This is a genomic window from Haladaptatus sp. AB618, from assembly GCF_024136965.1.
Taxonomy (GTDB): Archaea; Halobacteriota; Halobacteria; order Halobacteriales; family Haladaptataceae; genus Haladaptatus.
On record NZ_JAMYJX010000010.1, the window covers coordinates 25,638 to 45,197 of the forward strand.

The 19,560-nt window shown below is 55.8% G+C and carries 17 protein-coding genes; 6 read left to right on the forward strand and 11 right to left on the reverse strand.

Annotated elements, in window-relative coordinates:
* Window positions 1–80 precede the first annotated feature (80 nt).
* The 3 genes from NKF26_RS21240 to NKF26_RS21250 all read right to left on the reverse strand — a co-directional run bounded on the left by NKF26_RS21240 (window position 81) and on the right by NKF26_RS21250 (window position 3,542).
* The gene (locus NKF26_RS21240; RefSeq protein ID WP_253234856.1) at window positions 81–1,415 is read right to left on the reverse strand and encodes a glycosyltransferase; all 1,335 of its coding nucleotides are present in this window, start codon (window positions 1,413–1,415) and stop codon (window positions 81–83) included.
* 64 nt (window positions 1,416–1,479) lie between these two features.
* Complete coding sequence (locus NKF26_RS21245; protein WP_253234857.1) at window positions 1,480–2,520, reverse strand: lysylphosphatidylglycerol synthase transmembrane domain-containing protein; 1,041 nt, start codon at window positions 2,518–2,520, stop codon at window positions 1,480–1,482.
* A gap of 20 nt (window positions 2,521–2,540) precedes the next feature.
* Window positions 2,541–3,542, reverse strand: coding sequence for a glycosyltransferase (locus NKF26_RS21250; protein WP_253228734.1), 1,002 nt, complete (start codon window positions 3,540–3,542; stop codon window positions 2,541–2,543).
* A gap of 142 nt (window positions 3,543–3,684) precedes the next feature.
* Between NKF26_RS21250 and NKF26_RS21255 the strand changes: the two genes are divergently transcribed.
* The 4 genes from NKF26_RS21255 to NKF26_RS21270 are packed head-to-tail and all read left to right on the forward strand — an operon-like array spanning window position 3,685 to window position 7,374.
* Window positions 3,685–4,170 (forward strand): DapH/DapD/GlmU-related protein, encoded by a 486-nt coding sequence (locus NKF26_RS21255; protein WP_253228735.1) that lies wholly within the window; start codon window positions 3,685–3,687, stop codon window positions 4,168–4,170.
* A gap of 43 nt (window positions 4,171–4,213) precedes the next feature.
* Window positions 4,214–5,404: a DegT/DnrJ/EryC1/StrS aminotransferase family protein gene (locus NKF26_RS21260; RefSeq protein ID WP_253234858.1), complete on the forward strand. Its 1,191-nt coding sequence runs from the start codon at window positions 4,214–4,216 to the stop codon at window positions 5,402–5,404.
* Window positions 5,401–6,399, forward strand: coding sequence for an NAD(P)-dependent oxidoreductase (locus NKF26_RS21265; protein WP_253234859.1), 999 nt, complete (start codon window positions 5,401–5,403; stop codon window positions 6,397–6,399). Before NKF26_RS21260 ends, NKF26_RS21265 begins: the two co-directional genes overlap by 4 nt.
* 6 nt (window positions 6,400–6,405) lie before the next feature.
* Window positions 6,406–7,374, forward strand: coding sequence for an NAD(P)-dependent oxidoreductase (locus tag NKF26_RS21270; RefSeq protein ID WP_253228738.1), 969 nt, complete (start codon window positions 6,406–6,408; stop codon window positions 7,372–7,374).
* An 8-nt stretch (window positions 7,375–7,382) separates the two neighbouring features.
* Here the strand turns inward: NKF26_RS21270 and NKF26_RS21275 are convergent, their stop codons facing one another.
* The 4 genes from NKF26_RS21275 to NKF26_RS21290 form a co-directional block, all read right to left on the reverse strand.
* The gene (locus tag NKF26_RS21275) at window positions 7,383–8,378 is read right to left on the reverse strand and encodes a DUF1616 domain-containing protein (protein WP_253234860.1); all 996 of its coding nucleotides are present in this window, start codon (window positions 8,376–8,378) and stop codon (window positions 7,383–7,385) included.
* 135 nt (window positions 8,379–8,513) lie between these two features.
* Window positions 8,514–9,050 carry a metal-dependent hydrolase gene (locus tag NKF26_RS21280; protein WP_253234861.1) on the reverse strand — a complete coding sequence of 179 codons (537 nt, stop codon included), beginning with the start codon at window positions 9,048–9,050 and terminating at the stop codon, window positions 8,514–8,516.
* 69 nt (window positions 9,051–9,119) lie between these two features.
* Window positions 9,120–9,425 (reverse strand): hypothetical protein, encoded by a 306-nt coding sequence (locus NKF26_RS21285; protein ID WP_253228741.1) that lies wholly within the window; start codon window positions 9,423–9,425, stop codon window positions 9,120–9,122.
* 280 nt (window positions 9,426–9,705) lie between these two features.
* Window positions 9,706–10,629: an NAD-dependent epimerase/dehydratase family protein gene (locus NKF26_RS21290; protein WP_253228742.1), complete on the reverse strand. Its 924-nt coding sequence runs from the start codon at window positions 10,627–10,629 to the stop codon at window positions 9,706–9,708.
* Between the two features lie 224 nt (window positions 10,630–10,853).
* Between NKF26_RS21290 and NKF26_RS21295 the strand changes: the two genes are divergently transcribed.
* Window positions 10,854–11,765 carry a hypothetical protein gene (locus tag NKF26_RS21295; RefSeq protein WP_253228743.1) on the forward strand — a complete coding sequence of 304 codons (912 nt, stop codon included), beginning with the start codon at window positions 10,854–10,856 and terminating at the stop codon, window positions 11,763–11,765.
* 141 nt (window positions 11,766–11,906) lie between these two features.
* Here the strand turns inward: NKF26_RS21295 and NKF26_RS21300 are convergent, their stop codons facing one another.
* The 4 genes from NKF26_RS21300 to NKF26_RS21315 all read right to left on the reverse strand — a co-directional run bounded on the left by NKF26_RS21300 (window position 11,907) and on the right by NKF26_RS21315 (window position 18,068).
* On the reverse strand, window positions 11,907–13,448 hold the full coding sequence (locus tag NKF26_RS21300; RefSeq protein WP_253228744.1) for a flippase: 1,542 nt from the start codon (window positions 13,446–13,448) through the stop codon (window positions 11,907–11,909).
* A gap of 138 nt (window positions 13,449–13,586) precedes the next feature.
* Window positions 13,587–14,420 carry a hypothetical protein gene (locus tag NKF26_RS21305; RefSeq protein WP_253228745.1) on the reverse strand — a complete coding sequence of 278 codons (834 nt, stop codon included), beginning with the start codon at window positions 14,418–14,420 and terminating at the stop codon, window positions 13,587–13,589.
* A gap of 242 nt (window positions 14,421–14,662) precedes the next feature.
* Entirely contained in the window at window positions 14,663–16,453 is a 1,791-nt protein-coding gene (locus NKF26_RS21310) for an O-antigen ligase (protein ID WP_253228746.1), read from the reverse strand.
* A 301-nt stretch (window positions 16,454–16,754) separates the two neighbouring features.
* Entirely contained in the window at window positions 16,755–18,068 is a 1,314-nt protein-coding gene (locus tag NKF26_RS21315; protein WP_253228747.1) for a sulfatase-like hydrolase/transferase, read from the reverse strand.
* 316 nt (window positions 18,069–18,384) lie between these two features.
* Here NKF26_RS21315 and NKF26_RS21320 point away from each other — a divergent pair, with 316 nt between their 5' ends.
* On the forward strand, window positions 18,385–19,524 hold the full coding sequence (locus NKF26_RS21320) for a glycosyltransferase (RefSeq protein WP_256487789.1): 1,140 nt from the start codon (window positions 18,385–18,387) through the stop codon (window positions 19,522–19,524).
* Window positions 19,525–19,560: the final 36 nt, after the last annotated feature.

The following is a 19,560-nucleotide window of genomic DNA, read 5'->3' on the forward strand; positions in this document are numbered from 1 at the left end:
TTCTCTCCCGATTGTCAAACCACTCACACTAACTTATCGATTGTGCCCATGCCCGAGACCGCGTTCAGGCTCCGATTTGTCTAATTACTACCGATCTGTTCTTGAAATATGTCTCTGTATCGAACATACAATTCCGTCTGCGAGTACTGCTGTTCGACGTGTCGTCTCGCCGTCGATCGAAGTTCCTCGGAATCGCTGGTGACGACGGACGTGATCGCTTCGGCGACTTCACCCGGTTCGTCCCGCGAGACGACGCTTCCGGCGGCGACGATTTCGCGTGCGCCGCCGACATCGGTGGTGACGACGGGCAGTCCACAGGCCTGTGCCTCCATCAATACCGTCGGGAACCCTTCCGAAACCGACGTGAGTACGAGCACGTCGGCGTCGCGGTAGTACTCCCGGACGTTCGACCGAAAGCCCTCGAATCGGACGGCGTCGCTCAACTCCAACTCCTTCGCCAGCGTCTCGTATCGTTCCCGCTCCTCGCCGTCACCGACGATGGTGAGGTCGTAGTCGGTACCCGTCTCGTCCCGTAATCGCTTCACGCTCCGAAGGAGCAGCGGGATGTTTTTCACGGGGGCCAACCGCCCGACGAACAGCAGGTTTACCCGTTCGTCCGCGTGCGTTCGACCACCCACCTTCGTTCGGTCGTTCGCATCCGCGTTCCCACCCCCGTTCGCTCGCTCACGTTCGTTCACGCCCGCTCGCCTGTCCGCATCCTGTTCGTTCACTCCCGCTCGCCCGCCCGCATCCCCCTGTTCGCCCACGTTCGCTCGCTCCCGCTCGCGGCCGTCGGCTGTTTCCTCGGCGGCCGTGAAATGGTCCACGTCGATGCCGTTCGGAATCACGGTGATCTTTTCGGCGGGCGCGAACCGCGTCAGTTCCGTTCGCATGTACTCGCCCGGGACGACGAGGTGGTCGCTGAGTGCGAACGTACACCGGCCGACGGTGTGGGTGTATATCGCCGCGATGGAATCGACGACGGACTGTCCGTACGACCAGCGAACACCGACGAGCACGTCCACACTGACGATACAGGGAGTGCGGAGCAGGGCGGCGAAGAGCGTCGTGACGAGACACGGCAGGTAGATGTAGCTCGTCACGAACGCCACGTCGGCCCGGCCGATCAGCGAGAACAGTTGGGTGAAAAACGACGGCAACGGGATCGGATACCGGACGCCAGGAACGAACCACGCGTCGTAGAACACGTAGTCCGCGTCGTCCACCGTCTCCATCCTGTCCTCGGCTTCCTTCGGGATGACGACGGAGACCCGGTTGCCGTCGTCGGCCAACTGCTGGGTCAGCATCTTCGTCTCCGGCCGCGGCGTCTTCGCCGGATTGACGAGCACGAACTCGTTTCCGCCGTCACTATCGCCGTCGCTTTCACTACCGCCGTCCTCCCCCCACTGAACCATACCACGGACGACGGCGGTTCGGTACAAAACGCTAGGGCGTCGGTGCACGCTCGTCTCCGTTGGATTAGACGCTCACGTCCGAGTGGATAACGTAATTCGCGTAGACGTAGAGGAGCACGAGCGGCAGATAGGCGGCGAAAATCCTGTCGAGGACGACGACGCTCGCGGCCAAGCCGGGTGGAACTCCCAACGCCACGAGCACCGTCGTCCCCGTCACCTCCGTGATTCCGATGCCGCCGATGGAGATGGGGAGCACGGTGACCGAGTACACCAGCGTCGGGATGAGTAGGTAGAGCAGCGGCGACAACTCCAATCCTTGACTCGTGCCGATGACGCCGAACCGAACCCCCGAGAGCACGACGAACGACAGAAACAGCAACCCCGCCGACTTGACCTTGTTCGGCGAAAGGATGTCGTGTTGCATCTCGGCGGCCGACGACAACAGTTTCGGCGCGCGGTCGGAGATGAACGACGGGAGGTCGACCCACGCCAGCAGGAACACGCCGACGGGAATCGAGAGGTACGCCCCGGCGCTGACGAGCAGGACGAGGGCCAGTCCGCGTTCGAGGTACTGAACCAGCAGGAACAACCCGGCCAGTGCGACGAGGCCGTTTATCGCGGCGATCATCTGCAGTTGGACGCCCTTGATGACGAACGCCCGCCGTAGTTTGATTCCCGTGTACTTGTTCAGGATGAGCGGCGTCGTGGCGAGCGTCCCGAGTCGCGTCGGCAGAAACGAGTTGACGACGAAATCCACCGTATCGACCTTGAATATCGGCAGGAACCGTATCTTCTCGTACTCCTCGTACAGCAACTGCAACGACCGAGACGTGAGGAAGATTGGGAGCACGACGATAGGGACGAGCAGCACCAGATAAATCGCCTTCATCTGGAACATCGTTTCGAAGGCCTGTTCGACGGGGAACTTCCACAGCAGGTACCCGAACGATCCGACCGAAACCAGCACCTTCAGGACCGTGATGACGACGCTCCACCGCGAATCCGTGTCGTCGTCGGACGCATCGGTATCCCGCTCCTCGTCGCGGTGCTCGTCGCCGTGTCTTCCCTCGTCGAGTTTTCTCGCGTCGGGTCCTTCCTCGTTCATGAATCACGTTCCTCCGGAAATCATCGGAGATACGACCCCACGAGCGTTCGGGCGATGCCGATGCCGTACCCGAGTTTCGGTTTCTTCGTCGTGCTCGCCTGCCGCCGTTCGACAGTCACCGGAACCTCCTCCAACCGAAACCCGTTCTTCCGTACTTCGACCAACAACTCGACCGCACAGAAGCGCTCTTCGACCCACGAAATCCGGTCGAGGGTATCGATGGTGACCGCTCGAAAGCCGTTGGTCGAGTCGGTGATGGAGGACTTCGTGAGGACGTTGATGAGCGTCGTGAACGCCCAGATGCCGCCGCGGCGAACCGGACCGTTTTCGGAGGAGTCGGTTCCGAGATAGCGTGATCCGATGACGTAATCCGCCTCGTCGGCGAGGACGGGAGCGACGAGGCGTTCCACCTCGTCGCCGCGGTGCTGACCGTCCGCGTCCATCCCGACGACGATGTCCGCCCGTCGTCGTCTGGCGATTTCGAAGCCGGTTTTCAGCGCACCACACTGTCCCGTGTTGACCGTGTGTTCGACCACCAACGCGCCCGCGCTGCGGGCCGCGCGGGCGGTCCCGTCCATCGACCCGTCCGAAACAACGAGCGGGACGATGTCGTGGTCGAAGAGCGATTCGGGGAGCGATTCGACCACCGCGCCGACCGTTTCCGCCTCGTTGTAGGCCGGAATGACGACGTAGATCGAGTTCTCGTCCGTGTCGTCGGAAACGTCTCGAATCGCCCGCTCTCGAATCAGCGAGTTGAACTTCCGCTCGGTCCGGACGCTCCTGCGCCGAAGCAGGACGGCGAAACCGAGCGTGACGACGAGGGCGAGAACGGCCACCAGTTCCGCGGCACCCACACCACGCAGAAGCGTACCGATCTGCGGTGCGACTGCGACGACGAGGATGACGAATGCGCCGAGTAGCGCCGCTCCGAGTTCGTATCGCTCGAAGCGGGTTCGGTAGCGTTCGAAACCCACACCGAGCACCCCGACGAAGAGGACGAGATAGACTACCCGAGGAATCATCGTTCACCACCAACCACGTACCTCCCCATAACCATTGACAATTATCTAACCATTTCGGCGCGGTAATTCCAAAATTCCCGCCCGGCAGAAAGATCCGGTTTCTGCCAAACCGTTAAGCGACGAACCGTCGTAGCGGGCGGAGATGGTCAACGACATCGAATCACGTGACAAGGTGTTCGAGTGGGCGCGACTCGTCAACACCGACAATCTCGAACTGGGGGAGAACGTGGAAATCGACGACTTCGTGCTGGTGAACGCCGGCGACGGGACGTATATCGGCGACAACTCGTGTCTCCACTCCGGGACGAAACTCATCGGCGGCGGCGAGTTTTACATGGGAAGGAATTCCGTCGTCACGTACAACTGCGTCCTCGTGACCGGGTACCCGAAATTCACCTCGCACATGAGTTCCGGCGTTCCAGCCGACGAAAAGGACCGGGTTCAGGGGACGATACGCATCGAGGACGAGGTGTTCGTCGGTTCGGGGTCGGTCGTCATGCCCGACGTGACGCTCGGCGAGGGGGCCGTCGTGGGCGCACTCTCGTACGTGGACGAGGACGTGCCGCCGTGGACGATTCGCTATCCGGATGGCACCGAGATGGCTCGTCCGCAGTTCGAACCCTACTGACCGTCGGAGGGCCGTTCCGCCGCAAGGGTAATGTTACCCCTCGTTGACAACTGACGCAGAATGGGGGGGGAAGATTTCGGTTGCGGAGCCAATCCTGGGGGAGAAAGAACGGGAAAACATCGAACAGGTGCTCGAATCCGGTCGGTTTCTACAAGGCCCGTTCGTGGCATCTTTCGAGGAAGCGTGGGCCGACTACGTCGGAACCGACCACGCGGTCGCGATGAACAGCGGGACCGCCGCGATTCAATTGACGCTGAACGCGCTCGGATTGGAACCCGGTGACGAGGTCGTCGTGCCGAGTTTGACGTTCGGTTCCACGGCGACGGCCGTCGTCCACCAAGGCGGGGTGCCCGTGTTTGCCGACATCGAGCGCGACATCTACACGCTGGACCCGGCGGACGTGGAACGCCACATCAGCGACCGAACGCGGGCACTGCTTCCGGTCCATCTGTACGGCCATCCGGCGGAGATGGACGACCTGCTCGAACTCGCCGAGGAGTACGACCTCGCAGTGGTCGAGGACGCCGCGCAGGCACACGGCGCTCGCTACAGAGGGGACGTCGTAGGCAGTATCGGTGACGCTGGCTGTTTCTCGTTCTACGCGACGAAGAACATCACGACCGGCGAGGGTGGGGTCGTCACGACCGACGACGCCGAACTCGCGGAACGGCTTCGTCTGCTGCGAAGTCACGGAATGAAGTCGCGGGACGAACACGAGATGCTCGGCTACAACTATCGGATGAGCGAACTCAACGGCGCGCTCGGCGTCGCACAGGTCGAGCGCCTGCCCGAACTCAACGCTCGACGCACTCGAATTTCGGAGCGCCTGCGCGACGAACTCGCGGACGTCGAATGGCTCCGCCCGGCGACGATTCGGGAATACGTGGACCACGCGTACTTCTGGGCACCGTTCGAGGTGCAGACGGACGAGATCGACATGTCGGGAAAGGAGGTCTGGCGGGAATTGAGGGCGGCGGGCGTCGAAACGCGCCATCGCTACACGAAACCGCTGTACGAACAACCCGTGTTCCGTGAACATCGCGGGTTCAACAGCGAGTTTCCGTGGTCGGAAAACGAACACGAACACGAGTACGACCAGTCGCTTCCGGCCGTCGAAGCGGTCGCTGGGAACGTCATCGGCCTACCGAACCACCCGAACCTGACCGACGACGAAATAGACCGCGTGGTCGAAACCGTCCGGAACTTCCCCGAGGACTACACGGTGGGACGATGAGCGCGGACGCCGAAAAGTCGGATTCCGAGGGGAATCCGACGGTCAGCATCACGGGCGCGGGTGGCTACGTCGGCAGTCGCGTCGTGACGACGCTTCGGGACCATCATCCCGACTGGGAACTCCGCGCGTTCGACAACTTCTATCGCGGCGAGGTTCATCGAATCGGGGATATCGAGGTGGAGTATCTCGACGTTCGACACCGGGAACGACTCGAATCGGCGTTGGCCGGGTCGGACGTCGTGATCCATCTCGCCGCCGCGAGCGACGTGGACTCGTGCCGGGACGACGCCGAGTTCGCGCTGGAGTCGAACGTTCACGGGACGACCAACGTCGCGTGGTTCTGCCGCAATTCGGGTGCCGGACTGGTGTTCCCGTTCAGCATGGCCGTCCTCGGCGACCCCGAGGAGTTCCCGATAACCGTGGATACGACGCGGCGGCCGATGAACTGGTACGGCGAGACGAAACTGGTCGGGGAACGAACCATCGAATCGCTCGCGGCCGGGTCGTTTCCCGCACACCTCTTCCTCAAAGCCAACGTGTACGGCGAGCACGCGGTGGGGGACCGTCGTATCTCACGCGGGATGGTCGTCGATTTCTTCGTCGGGCGCGCGTTCGCCGACGAACCGCTGACGGTCTACGAACCGGGGACTCAAGCGCGAAACTTCGTCCACGTGATGGACGTGGCGGAAGCGTATCGGCGGAGCGTCGAGCGGTTGTTGACCGCCCTCGAAAACGGGGGAACCGGGGTTTCGAAGTACGAGATAGCGAGCGACGAGGAGTGGACGGTGATGGAACTGGCCGAATTGGTTCGGGAGTCGGTCGCTGACGAGACCGAGAGGGACCCCGACATCGAACTGATCGAGAATCCGCGCGGCGACGAGACGCTCGTCGCGGAGTTCTCGGTGGACATTTCCGCCGCGGAGCGGGAACTGGGATGGGAACCGAGCCATTCGATGCGGGACACCGTTCGAACCCTCGTTCGGCGGGGCGAGTGAAAGCCGATGACCGAGAATTACGAGTCGGCGACGGTTGCGGTCACCGGCGCTGCAGGGTACATCGGGAGTCGGGTGGTCGAAACGCTCCGAACGGCCCATCCGGAATGGGAGGTTCGCGCGCTCACGCATCACGGAGGGAACGGGTACGGCGTCGATACGACCGTCGATGTCCGAGACAGATCACAAGTGGATACGGCCCTCGACGGTGCCGACGTGGTCGTCCACCTCGCGGCGGTAAGCGGCGTGCAAAACTGCGAGGAGAATCCGACGCTCGCCTACGAGGTCAACGTACAGGGGACGAACCACGTCGCGTGGTTCTGCCGACGGCACGAAACGGCGCTCGTCTTTCCGTTCAGTATGGCCGTGCTCGGAACGCCGGAGGAGTTCCCGATAACCGTCGAGTCGCCACGGACACCGATGAACTGGTACGGCAGAACGAAGGTTATCGGGGAGCGTGCCGTCGAGACGTTCGCTCCGGACGCGTTTCCGGCCCACCTCTTCCTGAAATCGAACGTGTACGGTGAACACGTGGTTGACGGAAACCGAATCTCCAAACCGACGGTCATCAATTTCTTCGTGGATCGGGCGATCTCCGGCGACTCGATTCCCGTCTACGAACCCGGAACGCAAGCGCGAGATTACGTTCACGTCCACGACGTCGGGGACGCGTACCGCCGGAGCGTGGAGCGGTTGCTGGCGGAGCGTGCGACGGGACGAACGGGCACGGAAGGATACGAAATCGCGAGTGGAGAACAGATGGGGGTGCACGAAATAGCCGAACTCGTGCAGGAGACGGTCGCGGACGAAACGGGTACTGCCCCCGACATCGAACTGGTCGAGAACCCGCGCGGCAACGAGACGCTCGCCACGGAATTCCCCGTGGATACGTCCACCGCCGAAGCGGAACTGGGATGGAGGCCGACCCGTTCGGTGCGGGACGCCGTCGAATCCCTCGTCCGTCGAAAAACGTCGTAGGAGCGTGATCAACCGGTGACGTTTATCCAGAGATGCGTCCGTCGGTAGGCGTTCTTCGGCGTTGGTGACGCTGGCGGCGCGCCGCGATACAGGAGGAACTGAAGTCGCAATCGCTCGCCGGTCATCGTCGGCGAGATGGAGCGGTTTTCGACGGCCGTTTTCCCGCCCGCGACGGAGACGTGAAACCGGTCGAGTTGCCGTTGGGCGGTGACGTGTGACCCTCCGCGCGCTCCCTCGTTACCGTTCACCCGCTGTAGCAGGACCACGACCGTGTAATTCGTCCGCTCGTACTCGTGGTTCCCGATACCTACTCGGAGCGATTGTGACTCCCCCGCGGTGAAGTTCCGCGGATACGCGTCCGCGACCGTCTCGCCCGTCCCGTTTTTCGTGCCGATGTAGAGTTCGGTGAACCGCTCGTCGGGGCGGGGGGTCGTCGTCGTGTAGACGATTCCTGCCGAAGCGACGACGAGGCTGACGACGAGAACGAGGTTCAACGGTCGCGTCCACGTCCTCCCCGTCGAGACCGTTTCGTAGAACGCTCCGAACGGAACCGAGAACCGCTCGGATTCCGGAACCGACCGGCGACGAATGGCGGCGACGATGGCACAACCGACCGTGAACCCGCCGATGCTCACGAGGGCGGGCACGACGTCCAGTCCCCACGGCGAATAGCTGACGAGGTAGCCGATGAGCGGGACGACGGCCAAACTGGCCGCGGTGGACAGGACGAAGCGCTCGACGCCGTCGATTCGCCGTGGGATGATACCGTCGCTCGAATCCTCGTCGCTCCCGGCGGATTCCGGAAACAGGGCCGCAATCACGGCGTATCCCGGCAGGAAAAACAGGAAGCAAAAGCCGATTCCCCACCGGGCGAGCGTCCAGAACCCGCGTCCGGCGAGGACCACGACGGCGGTGAGGAACACGAGCGCCACGACGACCACGAGGTCTGCGGGAACGCGCCGTATTCGCCGTGGAACGAGCAGTCTGAGGTCGGACCTGTCCATTATTGGCTCCGTTCGTATCGAATCGTCACGTCGATTCCGTACCGTGAACGTCGCTCGACGGTTCGTTCCCGGCGACGTTCGTCCGTGGAAGAACGATGTACGATGACGAGGTAACTAAAGATTTGGGTCGTCGGACTACTGCTCACGATGCAGGCTCACAGTGGACGGGAGGAACTGGCTGACGCCGGGTGCGCCGTCCGCCAGCCAAAGGACGGTGGCGGCGACGACGAACGGCAGTTCGAGCACGAAGTCGCTGGACACGCCGCCCGTCGAAAGTGCCACGGGGTGTGACTGCGGGAGCGAGAGTGCGGGCCACAGGAGGAACGAGGCCTGTCCGTACTGACCTGCCAGCACGGGTTGGAGCACGTCGGCGAACGGATGCGAGAGGTAGCCGACGGCGAACGCCGCCCAGAGGTTCCGGGTTTTCGTCCGGCGACAGACCCAGTATGCGACGGCGAGCACCAGACTCGCGGTCACCAGCGAGTGTGCGAGCGACCGCCCGGTCGGGAGGACGCCGAACCACCACGCGAGCGGTTTGTCCACGATGTCAGGAAACTGCGTTCCGACGGCGAGCACGACCACTTCGAGGCCGGTCGGTGGACGGTCCGTCCGCGTCCGTCGAACCCCCGAGTAGGCCAGATACCCCACCGCCAGATGTCCCCATGGCCACATACTGGGTGACTCGGCGGGAAGTCGCTTAACCGCTCTGGGGTGGGTGTGAATCCGGAAAAACGGAGTCGTCTAACAACCTTTCTTGAAGCTGTACATCTTGTAGAGCGTCGTCGCCCGCTGTTCGAGGCTCTGCTTTTTCTGGGACGGCAGGTCGCTCGATTTGATCCGGTCCAGGCTTCGCTCGTAGGTCGATTGAAGTTCGCTACAGGACATCGAATCGAGTTGCGATTGCGAAAGCTGTCCGGTCTGCATGAACGTTCCCGTCTGTGCTCCGTTCGCCGACGGTGCCTGCCCGACGGTCGTTCCGGCCATCCCGGCGACGAGTAGGCCGGTAGCGAGCAGGACGACGAGCGTGTGTTTCAGTGCTGTTTTCATGATATAACGGGAGTCGGAACTCCCTCACGAGGGCGTCACGGAATCCGTACATCAACCCACGCCATCGTTCGTTCGCCGCCATTCCGTTTTCATCGACGTAACGAGGGTTTCGCCCGTCGACGCCGACCGGCCACTTGTCGGAAACGAAACACACGCGAACGTACGGAGAACAACTGCTATGAAGCGTCGAGTACCGGCGTCGAAACGGTGGAAACGCGCCGAAACGTCGCGGCGGTTCCGCCGGTTCAGCATGCGGGTATCGGTATCCAGGTGAGGTAGGCTATCGATACTGCTGGCAGACGGATTTTACCCCTTCGTCGAGAGCGATTTCTGGCTCCCAACCCGTCTCCGCGTGTATTTCGGAGTAGTCCGCCATCGTATCGTGGACGTACACCGAATCCGGAATCGGATTCTCGACGTACTCGGGTTCGATATCGGTTCCGAGCGCCTCGTTAAGCAGTTCGACGAGGTCGTTAAACGAGACCTGCTCGCCGGTTCCGAGGTTGTAGACGCCAGTGAGTTGGTTCTCCGCCGCGAGGACGAGGCCGCGAACGATGTCGTCCACGTGGGTGAAGTCACGCGTCTGCGTCCCGTCGCCGAACAGAACGGGGCGCTCGCCGTCCGCCATGTCGTCGGCGAACTGCGCGATGACGTTCGCGTAGTTCTCCTTGTGTTCTTCCGCACCGCCGTAGCCCTGGTACACGGAAAAGAACCGCATTCCGGCCATGTTCATGTCGTAATGGTTCGCGAAGTACTCGGCGTACTTCTCGCGCGCGAGTTTCGACGCTTCGTAGCCGGTGTTGACGGTCACGTCCATGGTGACGGGTGACGGTTCCGTCCTGTTCCCGTAGATGGACGAGGTGGAGGCGTACACGACCGTGTCACAGCCGTCGTCCCGCGCCTGTTCGACGGTATTGACGAAGCCCTCGACGTTCACCCGCGCGCCTTTCGTCGGGTTCTCCTCGTGCATCTTGTACGAGGAGAGTGCGGCGATGTGGAACACCACGTCTACGTCCGTTGGAAGGTCGTCTTCGAGGACGCTCCGTTCGTGAAATTCGACACCGTCGTCGAGGTTTTCGGGCGTTCCGAGGTAGCCGTCGTCGACGACGACGACGTCGTTCTCTTCAGCGAGGCTGTTTGCGAGGTTCGAGCCGATGAATCCCGCACCACCGGTAACGAGGACGCGTTTATCAGTAAGTTGCATTTGTGGAGCGCTAATTGAGTTCACTCAGAGGCGTTACTTATAATAAACGGATATTGGAGTTCGGAGGCGCGTCATTACTGACATCCTGAAATGCGATCTACGAAACGTTCCCGTCTTTCGTCAATAAATACTACCATGTCTAACCTTGTACTCTTTTTTTAATATGGAAATATTTGTATATTTGGACGTAATAGCTAAGTAGACCCGAAAGATATCTTCTGAGAATGATTGATCGTGTCATTCGGCGCATTAAACGGGGGAACATTCCAGATAGGTATGCAATAGGGAGACAGATCAGTCGCACCTATTATCAATACGAAAACAATAACGAATATAATACGGGGGGCATCGACGTGTTTGCCGAAGACTGGGATAATCTCATTATCCTCGACGCCTGTCGTTACGACTCTTTTAAACCACATGCAAACGATTTGGATGGGGTATTAGAATCCAGGATTTCACGAGGGAGTATGACACGAGAGTGGGTTCGGGCAAATTTTTCCGACCGCGACCTACATGATGTCGTCTATGTAACTGCAAACGGAAATTATGCACATATACGCGATGAGATCAATTCCGAGCTTCATGCGCACAAAGGCGTTTGGCAAAGCGAGTTCCGTGAAGGCGATGAAAACACGATAGCCCGACCTGAGACGCTGACAGAAGTCGCTCTTGAGGCGGCCAACGAATATCCGAATAAGCGACTCCTTATTCACTATGTTCAGCCACACTACCCGTTCATCGGCCCGTTTGGACGTGATCACTTCAACGCTACTGACGAATTGAACGAGATACCCAAAAAATATGGGTTACAAAACGGGCTCGTTCAGCGAGCCTATGAGGAAAACCTAGAGATCGTAGTCGAGGATGTGAAAACCCTACTTCCGGAACTTGAAGGGAAAACTGTGATCTCAGCTGACCACGGCGAATTGCTTGGTGAACGGGTATTCCCGACACCAATTCGAATCTATGGTCATCCTGACGGTGTTTATATGGACGAACTCGTCAAAATCCCGTGGTTCATCGTTCACGGCGACAATCGAAAAGAGATCACCTCAGAACCACCGACAGCGGTCGAAGAATACGATGAATCCGGAATTGAACAGCAGCTACAAGACCTAGGTTACGTGATATAAACAACGATCTCGCGGTCGGTTACGTAGCGGAAACGCGGTCCCACTACATCGGTATTCATGAACGATACCTCATCTCAATTCCGAGTCGTTCATCGGTTTCTCACTACAAACGTCATCGGGGAATTACTCGGTACGAACGGATTATTTTGCGACGCGTCGTGCCAGTTGTTTTGCTCCCGTGAGATTGACACCGAATCGGTTTTCAAAGCCTTCCACAAGCGCCAGTTCTTCCTCCTCAATCCCTCCGAGGACAACTATTAGCAGGAGATAAATGGCACAGAAGAGTACAAATGCACCGATGAGTTGAACGAGCGTGACGTCTCCAAGAAGGATCCAGGAACCGCCATACGCGATTCCAGCTGCTACTAAAGCAGCGATCGTTGTTCGAAACAATGATCGTCCGAAGGGATGGATTCCGATAGTACGATACAGTTGTATGAGATAGAGACTGTTCATCATCAGATAACCAGCGGTAGTTGCGATTGCTGCTCCGAAGTACGAATATTTGGGTATCAGAACGAGATTGAGTGCGACATTCACCATCGCAACCGTGATATTATCGACCATTATCAATTTCGTTTTCCCGATGGAAGTCAACGCGTTTCCAGCTGGACCGGCGACGGCGTGAGCGAGGAATCCGATCGAAAGGAGTGCGAGGGTTAAAGCTCCCGGTGAGTACTCCGCACCGAATGTGTTACGAATCACGACATCCGGATACAGTACGAGAACGAGGAATAACGGAACTGTAGCTAGGAAAACCCATTTGGAGACGACTTGATACATTCTCCTCATCTCGGTGAAATCACCGTTCGAATGCAGTTTTGAAATTATCGGCATGAAAATAAAGCCAAAGGAGGTCAGAACCACGGCAAGCATTGCCGCGATTGGGTACACCGAGTTGTAGATTCCGATGTCTCCCGTCCCGGATGAAAATACTCCCAACATGAATATATCAATATTTGACAAAATCATGTTCATCGTAGCGGTGATCATGATCGGCGCTGAAAAAACGAGTAGCTCCTTGTGCATTCCAACTGGCTTGATATCGGCCAGTAATGGCGTTCGACGATATAGGTAGTATAGACAGAGCATCGCCGCAATACCGTAGGAAAGTGCATACGACCACGCGATACCGACGGCTCCGAGTCCCAGGAGTATCGCTCCAATTATCATCCCGAAACGCGAGACAGGAACGGCGATGTTCTGAAGATACACCTTCGGGAGTGAATCTTCCAGACCGCGCACGCTCCCGATTGTAAGCTTCACGAAGGCCATGAACGGAACGGCGAAGCCAAACGCACGAATGATTGGACTCAGGTTTGAATCGTTAAATACGGTACCTGCTATCGTGCTGGAGAACAGGAAAATCAGACAACCGGCTATGAAAGCGAACGGAAGAACGATCTGAAAGCCGGATAGGAGCACACCGCGTCTGCGTCCGTCATCCTCGAACCGCGGGAGATATCGACCAATGCCTGTATCAGTCCCCGCAAGAGTGAGGACAGTTACCATTGTCATTAGCGTGATTCCGAGCGAAACCCCTCCATAATCGACCTTCCCGAATGTTCGGGCAATGAGGAGCTTCGAACCGAAATTGATACTCAATTGGAGAATCATTCCACCGAAGAGTATCGCTCCGGACGATGCGAGAGTTTGTGAGATCTTTTTGACTTTCTCTGTCATTGTGTGTGGAGGATAAGTGGTTTATATCTGTGGAAGTAGGAATCGGAGTAGTCGGTTCACAGTATTCATCCGATTCTAGATTTTACAGAGGACCTCGTTACGTTTTTCGCTGCATCAAGTATCAATGTTGTTGCGATACTATTTGTATCCCAGCGCCTCTAACCGATCGTCGATCGTATCGTCCGTTACGTCTTGCTGATCTTGATTAATGGGTGGTTCGCTAGTAATCGTTTTGCGGGATTGGAACGGATATTCGAACCACGGTACAGTTACCAAGGATTCGGCAGTTGCAAATTTCGGATGAGCATATCGATGTGGACTTGCCGAAAGTACTCGATATGCCGATTCGTCTAGCAGATTTCCGTGATCGGAGGTTATGACGGTTTTCCCATCGAGCCGTTCGCAAAGATCCTTAATAACCGGAAGAATTGTCTTCAAATTCTCATCGTACGCGCGCTTCAACGTCTCAAGCGATAGTTCCCCGTTTCTCACCTTGAACCAGACTCGTTGACCGGTTTCATCACTCGATTCCTTTCCGAGAGCACGCTCTCGGGCGTGACTGTTTCCGCTTAAGGTACCGATTTCTTCTCGTGCAAACGGCCCGATGAAGGGGTGGTGCGGCTGCATAAAGTGGGAAACAACCCGTTTGTCCGGATACTGATCCGCCATTTCTAGCGTTGCTTCTTGAATACTCTCCGGAAGAACTGTACCATGTTCTTCATTCCAATGCTTCTTCCAAGTCTCTTCTAGTGCATGGAAGGAATCCCCCGCGTCCATGGACACGAACGGATTCCCCGTTATGTATACCGTATCGAGAAACGTTCGTCCCGTATAGTTGTTAGCGATAAATTCGCGTGTTGCGGATCCCGCTGAACGCCGCGAATGTAATTCTCCAGGGAAATCCACCAATCGCTCAAACATGTCATATCGGCAAGCGTCTAGAATAAGGAGATTATCCCAATCTTCGGCCATCACATCGCATCCGAGTACCCTATTTTCTACTCGGCCAATGTGTTGGCGAGCCTTATACAATAGTTTCTCAGGATTATCGATTACTTTTTTTACTTTATTCATGTTTTCCAAGTAAAGGTGCGAAATCGGAATTCAATCACAGATAAACACAGGAGGTGTATAATACTTATGACGGCGTGACGGTATATAATCCCTGTTAATGCGTTGAGTCCTCGTAGAAGACTGATCCTATGGGATCTATTTTATTGCCTCTTTCCTTTCTGATACTCTCCGAAGATCGCGCCTCCTAATATCCAAAAGATGAACGTGATTTTCATATTGTATATCTGGGGGTTCCAAAACCCGAACGCTGCGATACCGACCAGTCCAGCGAGAACGCCGGAGATTAACAATGGGTCGGTTGAGTTCATATTTAGAAGCTTCCAACCGTAATAGCCGATACAGATTAATGCACCCATATACAGACTGAACCCTACCAATCCGGTTTCAGTCAATAACGCAAAATAGGTATTGTGTATGAGTCGAGGATGACTATATCCATTGGGGACCGGAAGTCCATAATCCTCGGCGATATGTACAAAATTAATACCGCCGATTCCGAAGATAGGGTGATCGGCAAACACATCGAAAGCCACACCGTACTGTTGGAATCGAGTTCCTAAGTTTGCAGTCGAAAAGAATGGGATTGAAACTTTCTTTGTGGTGTTGTTTGCAGTTGTGACCGACTCCTCCGGCTTAACCGGCGCTGTTTTACCACCTTCTGACATCGCATTCCTCTCATACGATGATACTTTGCCAATTTTTAACGCCGTCTTCATCTCAGCCGATGCTGATTTACTACCTTTTGATGTTTTCTGCGACGTTACGCCAACTGATTCACCACTAGCCAAATTGTGCGTCGTCGAGTGAGAAGCGATCTCTATCGGTGATGAATTAGAACTCATCGGAGTAGAGAACGAGTTACCAGTCACGTGCGAGGGAATGAGAACGATTAACAAGAGGAGAAGAACTAAACATGCTCCTTTAGTTTTTGTTCTCTTCGGGAGTGAAATCGTCAACACATCTTTAGAACGAAGGTAGAAAAGCAAAGCACCATAACTGAGCGAGGAAAGTATGAGAGCACCTCGTACCGAATCCGCTGCGGAGAATCGGATTACAGAGACTAATAAGACGAGACTGAGGAGGAGAAGGTTGCGCCGTGCACCATCTTCTCTCATCGCCAGGCTCGCGACAATTGGGATGGCTGTTGCACAGAAGATCGAGAGTGTGAACGACATACCCGTAAATCCGGCTACGTATGGTCCTATGCTAAAGCTACCCACCAGTGGGAGTGACATCCAAACGCGTTTGTACGCACCTCCCTCTCCGAGATAAGACAGACCAAAAGAGCCCTGATGAAGTAGTTGGGCGACCCCGACAAACGCCTGGCCGATAACGATGAATATAAAAATAGTCACGAGTTGCTTAATCGTGAGAATATCCTTCCGTATCGCCATTTCAACCAACCATACGACCGCAACGATTTCAACTGCGTATAGGACGAAAAAGCCAGTCGGTATGAATTTCGCTCGAACACCAAAGATTGCTGAAAGTACGGTGGCTACGACAAACCCTCCGAGAAGATATACTGGTACTCCCGGTGAATCGTGATACCAACCAGCTGCTACAGCGAGCAAACAGAGAAATATGAGCGGAAAGTGAACTAACAGAAATCGTCCGACAATGGCGGTTGGATATTTATTTGCAGCTGGCAAAAATGGGATATCCGCATTAAACGTGGCTAGGACGATAAGCGAAATGAAGCCACCAAGTAGCCAAGCGTCTCGTGTTACCACCACGGCTGCAAACACCATGCCGACGATTCCGACTCCGACAAGCAGCGGAAGTGGGAGTGGTATGCCGGAGGATTTAATGACAAACTGGAAAAGTGGCGCACCCAACAAGAGTCCAATAATGAGAGTGCAAGTGAGGAAAATTATTTGAAACCAATCATTGGAAATAGTCGTTTTGTTCCGAGATCCAAGTAGCCCCATATTGTCTCACAGACAAAGCGAGTCTATAAATATATTCCAGGATATCCGAATATGTTCAAAAACAAATCATACTATAAAACCGTGATGGTGAATCATAGTGAATATACAACATTAAATTGATTATTTTAAAATTCGACAGAGATATTGTCCAGTCGGAACTGGCTCATCTGCTGTCTCGTGGATGCTCTAATCACTATGCATAGGGTATCTATACACTATTGTTCAGCAATAATCTCGAAACAGCGGTTCTAACGTCGACTAAAGCGGAATAACCGATGAAGAACGGCGGCGAAAATAAAAGTTAAGCGTATCCCAAATCCTCTAAGCGATCTTTGATTTCGTCCGGGACGTCGTTGTTCTTCTCAACGTCACGGATGTCCAACTCTTCGCACAGTCGTTGTATTTCCGCGCTGACGTCCGGTGTTTGATCCGTACCGGTTACGTTGATCCCGGATTGTGTTTCATACCCATAGTAATCTCGGTGAGCGGCGTATCCGCGAAGGTCCTCGTTATACCGCTCGACGTCGTCTGCATAGCCGTTTTCCTCCAATTTCTTTTCGCTCCACGAAGTGAGTCCGTGATACTCCGTTAAAAACGACTCCTCGGGGAGATCATCGAGAAGGTTTCGTCCACGTGACTCACCTTCGATACCGGCGAGCGTTTGAACCGTTCGATGAACGTCGAGGATGCTCACGGCACGGGCCTCGCTCCCGGAGAGGTCGTTTCCCGAGATAACCAGCGGTACATGCGTCAGTTCCGGGTACACTCCGTATTCGTGCCCCCACGAATCGTGTTCACCGAGGAGTTCGCCGTGGTCGGCTAACGTAATCACGTAATCGAACTCGGAGGAGAGAAGATCGAATATTTCCTCATATATGTCGGAGAGGTAGGTGGCACAGTCGTCGTACGCTTGCTTCGTTTGGCTAGCGTCGACCTCATCGATGCTGATATCACCGACGGAGCCGGTCAGATCGGGCTCTTCGACGGTTTGGTACTCGGACGGGACACGATAGGGTTCGTGTGCTTCCATGAGATTGAGGAAGAGAAACTCTCGGTCTGCAAACTGCGTCTCCTTGAGCCATTCCAACGCTTCTAACGAACCTCCGTACTCGGTGGGATTTCCACCATAACGAAGGAGGTTGATTCCGGTCACCAGGGAGGGGATCGTTGCGGAATCGTCCTGAATGCAGGCGTACAACGCCTTCAGGTATTTCTTGGCACCTGCATCGTCCGTATTTCGATTGTAATTTCGCCAATCGAACTGGTCATCGTCGTTGAGATGCTCCATCTTTGCAGGTGCACCGAATTCGGTGAAACCACGATCGAAGTCGAAGTGACCCGAAACGTTTGTGTTCGCGCTGAACGCGCGCGTTTCGTATCCTGCTTCCTGTAGCTGTTCAGCGATTGTGGGTTCGTCCGCGTCGAAATACATATTCTTCGCGTGAACCCCGACTTCGCTCGAATACAACCCGGCGAATAACGAAGCATGAGCGGGAACGGTCCAGTTGGCCGTGGAATACGCTCGTTCGAATCGTTTTCCGGGAAGCCAGTCGAAGTGTTTGTCAAACGCGTCTTTCCGGAGGGTATCGAGAACTACAAGTGCAATGTTTGTCATTTCTACCTCGGATATCGATTAAATCACCCTACTCTCTGATCCACCGTTTAGCTTTCCATCTCCAACGGGCGTTAGTTATCTACATACACTACATCAAATTAAAAACTGGTTTTTGAATCAAGAGGGTAAAACCGCCTCACACCGTCTCACAGAGGGCCAAATCGGCTAAATCGGGGACGTTTCTCTCTGTTTGGAATATTGAAATGTGTCGTTTTCATGTGTGTAAATTAAACACAACTCATCTCCCGGTCACAAGTCTGATGGTCACACCCGCGAAACGGGTAGCACGACAACAATTGGTGAGTACATAATTCACATGGCTACTATCGCTGTGATCCACCCGGACTTCTCGGTAAAGGGCGGCGCGGAAGCCGTTTGCATGAACGTATTAGAATCATTGCAAGAATCGCATGACGTTACCCTCTTTACTACACATGCTCCGGATTTCGATGAATTGAATCCCTACTACAATGCGGATGTTGGGGATATCACGGTACGGGTACCCACTTCCAGTGTATTGCTGAGCCGGACGATTGGCTCCCGTCTCGGTCTGTTAAAATATGCGGTTCTGAACCGCGCCGTTCGGGAATCGTTGCACTCGTTCGACCTCGTGATTGGAACCTTCAACGAGTTAGGAACGGACACCGGACCGATCCTCTACTTCCATCATCCGGTTTACTCACAGCCGAAAGTTGCGCTCGATGCGAGGGATCGAAGCGGCTCACGGGATTTTTACAAGGAGATCTGTCAGTATATCGCTGGTGTAACCGACGGACGGATGAGGGATTCGATGGCGCTCGCAAATTCAGATTGGATGGCCGAACTTGTGAAAGAGGAGTACGATATTCGGCCGAGGACGGTGTATCCCCCCGTAGATACGGAAGAGTTCGAATCGCTTCCGTTCGATGACCAGGAGACCGGTTTCGTTTCGATCGGTCGATTCGCACCCGACAAGAACATCCTTCGAAACATCGAAATCATCGTTCGTCTCCACGAACGTGGTCACGACGTTCATCTTCACCTGATCGGTCCTCCCCACATGTCGGACTATCAGCAACGAATAGAAGCGAAGGCTGGGGAATACGATTTTATTCATATAGAGAACGAGGTGAGTCGGGAGGAACTAGTCCACCTGATCAACACACACCGATACGGACTACACGGAAAGGACAACGAACATTTCGGGATGGTCGTCGCAGAGATGGTTGCAGGTGACGTTCTCCCGTTCGTCCCCGATAGTGGCGGTCAGCGTGAAATCGTAAACAATCAATCCACTCTCCTCTACGGCACCGTCACGGAAGCCGTGGAAAAGATCGATACCGTCCTCTCGAATTCGGATCTCGAACGGGACCTTCGAGCGAATCTTCCATCGGCTACCGAGCGATTCGGTCGAACTCGTTTTCGTAACGATATGCGGGAGGTCGTCGAAGAAGAACTCGATAGTACTCACAGCTGATCACCACGAGATGAACCTTAGTAAACGACTGACGTT

Coding starts and splice junctions, on each gene's coding strand:
- NKF26_RS21270 (WP_253228738.1), top strand. CDS start 6,406: ATGACCGAGAATTACGAGTCGGCGACGGTTGCGGTCACCGGCGCTGCA.
- NKF26_RS21320 (WP_256487789.1), top strand. CDS start 18,385: ATGGCTACTATCGCTGTGATCCACCCGGACTTCTCGGTAAAGGGCGGC.
- NKF26_RS21265 (WP_253234859.1), top strand. CDS start 5,401: ATGAGCGCGGACGCCGAAAAGTCGGATTCCGAGGGGAATCCGACGGTC.
- NKF26_RS21285 (WP_253228741.1), bottom strand. CDS start 9,425: ATGAAAACAGCACTGAAACACACGCTCGTCGTCCTGCTCGCTACCGGC.
- NKF26_RS21275 (WP_253234860.1), bottom strand. CDS start 8,378: ATGGACAGGTCCGACCTCAGACTGCTCGTTCCACGGCGAATACGGCGC.
- NKF26_RS21300 (WP_253228744.1), bottom strand. CDS start 13,448: ATGACAGAGAAAGTCAAAAAGATCTCACAAACTCTCGCATCGTCCGGA.
- NKF26_RS21305 (WP_253228745.1), bottom strand. CDS start 14,420: ATGGCCGAAGATTGGGATAATCTCCTTATTCTAGACGCTTGCCGATAT.
- NKF26_RS21245 (WP_253234857.1), bottom strand. CDS start 2,520: ATGAACGAGGAAGGACCCGACGCGAGAAAACTCGACGAGGGAAGACAC.
- NKF26_RS21255 (WP_253228735.1), top strand. CDS start 3,685: ATGGTCAACGACATCGAATCACGTGACAAGGTGTTCGAGTGGGCGCGA.
- NKF26_RS21250 (WP_253228734.1), bottom strand. CDS start 3,542: ATGATTCCTCGGGTAGTCTATCTCGTCCTCTTCGTCGGGGTGCTCGGT.
- NKF26_RS21310 (WP_253228746.1), bottom strand. CDS start 16,453: ATGGGGCTACTTGGATCTCGGAACAAAACGACTATTTCCAATGATTGG.
- NKF26_RS21280 (WP_253234861.1), bottom strand. CDS start 9,050: ATGTGGCCATGGGGACATCTGGCGGTGGGGTATCTGGCCTACTCGGGG.
- NKF26_RS21240 (WP_253234856.1), bottom strand. CDS start 1,415: ATGGTTCAGTGGGGGGAGGACGGCGGTAGTGAAAGCGACGGCGATAGT.
- NKF26_RS21315 (WP_253228747.1), bottom strand. CDS start 18,068: ATGACAAACATTGCACTTGTAGTTCTCGATACCCTCCGGAAAGACGCG.
- NKF26_RS21295 (WP_253228743.1), top strand. CDS start 10,854: ATGATTGATCGTGTCATTCGGCGCATTAAACGGGGGAACATTCCAGAT.
- NKF26_RS21290 (WP_253228742.1), bottom strand. CDS start 10,629: ATGCAACTTACTGATAAACGCGTCCTCGTTACCGGTGGTGCGGGATTC.